The sequence below is a fragment of the Nostocoides sp. genome, from assembly GCF_035343835.1.
In the GTDB taxonomy this organism is placed as follows: Bacteria; Actinomycetota; Actinomycetes; order Actinomycetales; family Dermatophilaceae; genus Nostocoides_A; species Nostocoides_A vanveenii.
In genome coordinates, this window is the sequence record NZ_DAOQZV010000011.1 from 22,049 (window position 1) to 26,492 (window position 4,444).

General features: G+C 68.8%; 5 protein-coding genes. 2 read left to right on the top strand and 3 right to left on the bottom strand.

Features of this window, described 5'->3' with window-relative positions; translation table 11 throughout:
- The first annotated feature begins 173 nt into the window (after window positions 1-173).
- Window positions 174-1,082 (top strand): GNAT family N-acetyltransferase, encoded by a 909-nt coding sequence (locus PKH97_RS01805; RefSeq protein ID WP_324385687.1) that lies wholly within the window; start codon window positions 174-176, stop codon window positions 1,080-1,082.
- A gap of 7 nt (window positions 1,083-1,089) precedes the next feature.
- Here the strand turns inward: PKH97_RS01805 and PKH97_RS01810 are convergent, their stop codons facing one another.
- Entirely contained in the window at window positions 1,090-1,566 is a 477-nt protein-coding gene (locus PKH97_RS01810; protein ID WP_324385688.1) for a YbaK/EbsC family protein, read from the bottom strand.
- On the bottom strand, window positions 1,559-1,819 hold the full coding sequence (locus PKH97_RS01815; RefSeq protein WP_324385689.1) for an acyl-CoA-binding protein: 261 nt from the start codon (window positions 1,817-1,819) through the stop codon (window positions 1,559-1,561). The genes PKH97_RS01810 and PKH97_RS01815 overlap by 8 nt, the downstream gene beginning before the upstream one ends.
- A 165-nt stretch (window positions 1,820-1,984) precedes the next feature.
- Between PKH97_RS01815 and PKH97_RS01820 the strand changes: the two genes are divergently transcribed.
- The gene (locus tag PKH97_RS01820; RefSeq protein WP_324385690.1) at window positions 1,985-2,890 is read left to right on the top strand and encodes an oxygenase MpaB family protein; all 906 of its coding nucleotides are present in this window, start codon (window positions 1,985-1,987) and stop codon (window positions 2,888-2,890) included.
- 428 nt (window positions 2,891-3,318) lie between these two features.
- Here the strand turns inward: PKH97_RS01820 and PKH97_RS01825 are convergent, their stop codons facing one another.
- Window positions 3,319-4,353 carry an aspartate-semialdehyde dehydrogenase gene (locus PKH97_RS01825; RefSeq protein WP_324385691.1) on the bottom strand — a complete coding sequence of 345 codons (1,035 nt, stop codon included), beginning with the start codon at window positions 4,351-4,353 and terminating at the stop codon, window positions 3,319-3,321.
- Window positions 4,354-4,444: the final 91 nt, after the last annotated feature.

Consider the following 4,444-nt stretch of genomic DNA (forward strand, 5'->3'; position numbering starts at 1 on the left):
CGTCGAGAGGCCGGTTCAGGGGCGTCGAGTGCGCATCCATCCCCACCGCCTGTGGACAACTTCGCACTCGACGGGGCTGAACCGGCCTTTCGACGTGGGATAGGGGGCGGCGTCCGGGACGGCAATGCTGAAATTCGCGGGACGCCGCGGCCTCGATGAGTGACGATGGTGGCGTGACTGCTCCCCCACTTCCCGCCGGTCTCACCTCCCGGCCGCTCACACCCGCCGACCTGGACGCGACCTTTGCGGTCTACGCCGACGCCGAGTTGGCCGATTGCGGCGAACTCATGCTCGAGCCCGAGGACATCGAATCCGATTGGGAGCGAGCGAGTTTCGACCTGAGCACCCAGAGCGTTGGCGTGTTCGACGGCGAGCGCCTCGCCGGCGCGGCCGAGGTGTTCGGGGCGCGACGTGCTGACGGGGCGGTGCACACGGCATACGGCAATCGCGGCATCGGGAGCTGGCTCGCGGCGTGGACCGAGGATCTCGCGAGACGCGAGGGCGGGTCGCTTGTCGGGCAATCACGATTCGCCGGCGGCGGGGGCGACCGGCTGCTGCGCGGGCGGGGCTATCGCGAGATCTGGACCTCCTGGGTGCTGGAAGTGCCGGCCGCGACCCCGATCGAGCCCCAGTCGCTACCGCCGGGCTACGAGCTGCGCACCTTCGTGCCGGGGCGGGACGAGGACATCGCCTACCGACTGATCGAAGATGCCTTCAACGAGTGGCCGGATCGCACCCCGCAGACGTATGCCGATTGGCAGCCTCGCATCCTCGGTCGCCGCGGCTTCGAGCCCTGGCAGGTCCGCTTCGCGGTGGACGGCGACCGCACTCCCGTCGCGGTGGCCTGCACCATCCTTGACGTCGCGAACTGTGCGCACGTCGACCAGATCGCGGTCCGGGCCGACCGGCGCGGGCTCGGCCTGGCGCGCGCACTACTCGTCGATGCCTTCGAGAACGGCCGGGTGCGCGGAGCGATTCGTAGCGATCTGTCGACGGACTCCCGCACCGGCGCACTCGGGCTCTATCTGCGCGTCGGCATGACCATCACCCAGACCTGGCACCACCTCGGGCTCGACCTCTGAGCGCGCTTCAGAGCGCGACGGGATCGGTGACGTCGGCCAGCTCGGCGCCGAGCGCCGCAACCATGGCATCGGCGTCAACCGTGACGGCGACGCCGTGCGCGCCCGCGCCCATCGAGATCGGACGACCCGTGATCGTCACGTCCGCGAGCACTGGCCAGGAATGCTCACTGCCGAAAGGCGTGATCGTTCCACGCTCGTATCCCGTTGCCGCCCTTGCCGTTTCGGCATCGGGCATGGACAGCCTGTTCACCCTGAGGTGGGCGCGCAGCTTCGGCCAGGAGATCTCGCGATCGCCCGGGACCAGGACGAAAACGTAGTCGCCCTCGGCACGCCGGATCACGAGCGTCTTGATGATGTCGGCGGGTGTCACCCCGCGCGCGGCGGCGGCCTCCGCGAGCGAGCCGACGCGCCCGTGGCGGGTGACGGCATACGGCAGTCCGTATGCCGTGAGCGCACCGATCGCGCGCGACTCGCCGTCACTCATCCGGCGTCAGGAAGTTCACCAACTCGACGTACTCATCGCTCGCGGCGTCCGCGTCGAGCCCGCGCAGCTGGGCCCACGCGTCATATTTGGCGCGGCCGACAAAGTTGGTGAAGCCCGGGCGTGAGCCGGTCACATCGCCCTCGGTTGCCTGCTTATAGAGGGCGTAGAGCCGCAGCTTGGTGTCATTGCCCGGGTCGTCGGTCAGGGCGGACACCGCGTCGACGGCGGCCTGGAAGTCAGCGTCAGATGCCATGGCGGTCAATGTAGCCGCACTGACCACCCTCGGGGGCGGGTGGCGTGGCCCGGCTGGGGCCAGTGGCACGGTCTGGCCACTGCACCTGGGAAACTTGATCCCGCACAGGCTTGAAGCGGCCGAAGTCCACGGCCTGGGCAGCCGGAGTGAAAGTAGGAACGGGCGATGCCGGTGGAGCGAAAGCGTGGCGCGGTGGATGTGGCGCGAGCCCGGGCGGCCCTCGCCCTGCGCAGCCAGGTGGCGGGGAGCAACCCCGATGCCCGCGCAGCCCGCGTGTGGGGAGTGAGCGGGCCCCGCTGGTTCACCCCGGCGGATCCGATCTGGCGGGTGCACGCGGACGCGTCGATGTTCGTCGGCGGCATCCGCTCGCTGCTGTTGCAGAGTCTGCACCCGCTCGCGATGGCCGGCGTTGATCAGCACTCCTCGTATCAATCCGACCCGTGGACGCGCGTCCAGAACACGTCAGGCTTCATCACGATGACGACCTTCGGCACGATCGCGAATGCCGAGCAGTCCATTGCCGCCGTCCGCGCGATCCACGATCGGGTGCACGGCGTCGCCGCCGACGGCCGGACGTATGACGCCAATGACCCACATTTGCTGCTCTGGGTGCACGTCGCCGAGATCGAGACCTTCCTGACCTGCTATCAGGCGTATGGACGCGCCCCGTTGAGCGCAGCCGACGCAGACACCTATGTCGCCCAAACCGCCGTCGTGGCAACGAAACTCGGCGTCGTCGACCCACCCATGTCGGTTGTCGATCTGACGGCGACGATCGAGGCATTCCGTCGGGAACTGGCCCTCACCCCCGGCGCCGCGGCGGCCTGCCGCTTCTTGCGCAGCGAAACGCCGCTCCCCCGGGCGGCCAAACTCCCGTATGCCGCGCTCGTCAGCGCCGCCGTCGCTACCCTCCCGGCGTGGGCGCGCGATCTGCTGGAGCTGCCGGTCCACCCGGTTCGGGATGCCGCCACGATCCGACTGGTCGGTCGGCCAGCCGTTGCCACAGTGCGCTGGCTGCTCGACCATCCGTCGGTTGCCAAGGACCGCGTGCTCGGGCACGCCGATCGCTAGCTTCCGACCTCGACGCTTGCCTTGTGACGGGTGGCGCTGAGGGGACGTGAGTGGCCGCGAAACCTGGTGACCGCTAATCCCCCACGGCTGTGTTCCCCCGCCTACGTTGAAGGCAAGGGGATCCCCACGAAAAGGAGCTCGACATGCGTGGATCTGGACTCATCTGGACGATCGTCGGCGTGCTGCTGATCATCGTGTTGCTCATGTGGATCATGGCCCGTACCTGATTCCATACACGCCGGTGCCTTCCCCAACTCGGGGGCGGCATCGTCTGTGTCAGCACTCGAGCCGGATGCCACGGGAATGGAACGCCGGCCCGGCACGTCGAGTGGTGGTGACACGCCGATGGCGAGGATCGGCATACGGCGTGTCGCCGACTGTCGACCTTTCCGAGTGACCCGGCTCGGCCCCCCGTCAGCCGAGCGCGGTTACTGGAGCTTGAGCCACTCCTCGGCCACCTGCACCGCGTTCAGCGCGGCGCCCTTGCGCAGGTTGTCACCCACCACAAAAAGGTTGAGGCCCTTGCCCTCCGGCGCCGCCTGGTCGGCGCGGACCCGGCCGACGAACACCTCGTCGCGGCCGGCCGCGTCGAGAGGGTTGGGCACATCGACGACAACGACGCCTGGCGCGTTCTTGAGCAGGTCGAGCGCCTCATCGGGCGCGATGTCGTCGGCAAACTCGGCGTGGATGGCCAGGGAGTGACCGCTGAAGACCGGCACGCGCACGCAGGTGCCCGAGACCCGCAGACCCGGGATGTGCAGGATCTTGCGCGACTCGTGCCGCAGCTTCTGCTCCTCGTCGGTCTCACCGGAGCCGTCGTCGACGAGGGACCCGGCGAGCGGGACGACATTGAAGCCGACGGGAACGGCATACACCTGGGGATCGGGGACAGCCACGGCGCGACCGTCGAGGGCCAGGCCCATCGGGTCGCCGGCGGCATACCCGCCGCGCAGCTGACGGTCGAGCTCTTGGACGCCCTTGCCGCCCGAGCCGGACACCGCCTGATACGACGAGACGTGCAAGCGGACCAGAGAAGCCCTGTCGTGCAACGGCTTCAGGACCGGCATCGCAGCCATAGTGGTGCAATTGGGGTTGGCGACGATCCCCTTGGGGATGGTCAGCAGGTCGGCGGCGTTGACCTCGCTGACCACCAGCGGCACCTCGGGGTCCTTGCGCCAGGCCGAACTGTTGTCGATGACCACGGCGCCGGCAGCAGCGACCTTCGGGGCGAACTCCTTCGACGAGGAGCCGCCATTGGAGAAGAGCGCGACGTCGATCCCGGAGAAGTCGGCGGTAGCCGTGTCCTCGACGAGAACGTCACCGTCCGCCCACGGGAGCGGCGTTCCCGCCGACCGCGCGGACGCGAAGAAGCGAATGTCATCGACGGGGAAGGCCCGCTCCGCGAGGAGGGTCCGCATGACCCCGCCGACCTGACCGGTGGCACCGAATACACCAACACGCATGGCACCAGCATAGGGAGCGGAGGCGAAGGGGCTCGCGCATTTCAACACGCGGGCGGGCCGCCAAATCCCGGCGACTCAGCACAGGTTAGGC

Bases quoted from the DNA above. Each gene is read 5' to 3' on its own strand.
- PKH97_RS01810 (WP_324385688.1), bottom strand. From the start codon at position 1,566: ATGAGTGACGGCGAGTCGCGCGCGATCGGTGCGCTCACGGCATACGGA.
- PKH97_RS01815 (WP_324385689.1), bottom strand. From the start codon at position 1,819: ATGGCATCTGACGCTGACTTCCAGGCCGCCGTCGACGCGGTGTCCGCC.
- PKH97_RS01825 (WP_324385691.1), bottom strand. From the start codon at position 4,353: ATGCGTGTTGGTGTATTCGGTGCCACCGGTCAGGTCGGCGGGGTCATG.
- PKH97_RS01820 (WP_324385690.1), top strand. From the start codon at position 1,985: ATGCCGGTGGAGCGAAAGCGTGGCGCGGTGGATGTGGCGCGAGCCCGG.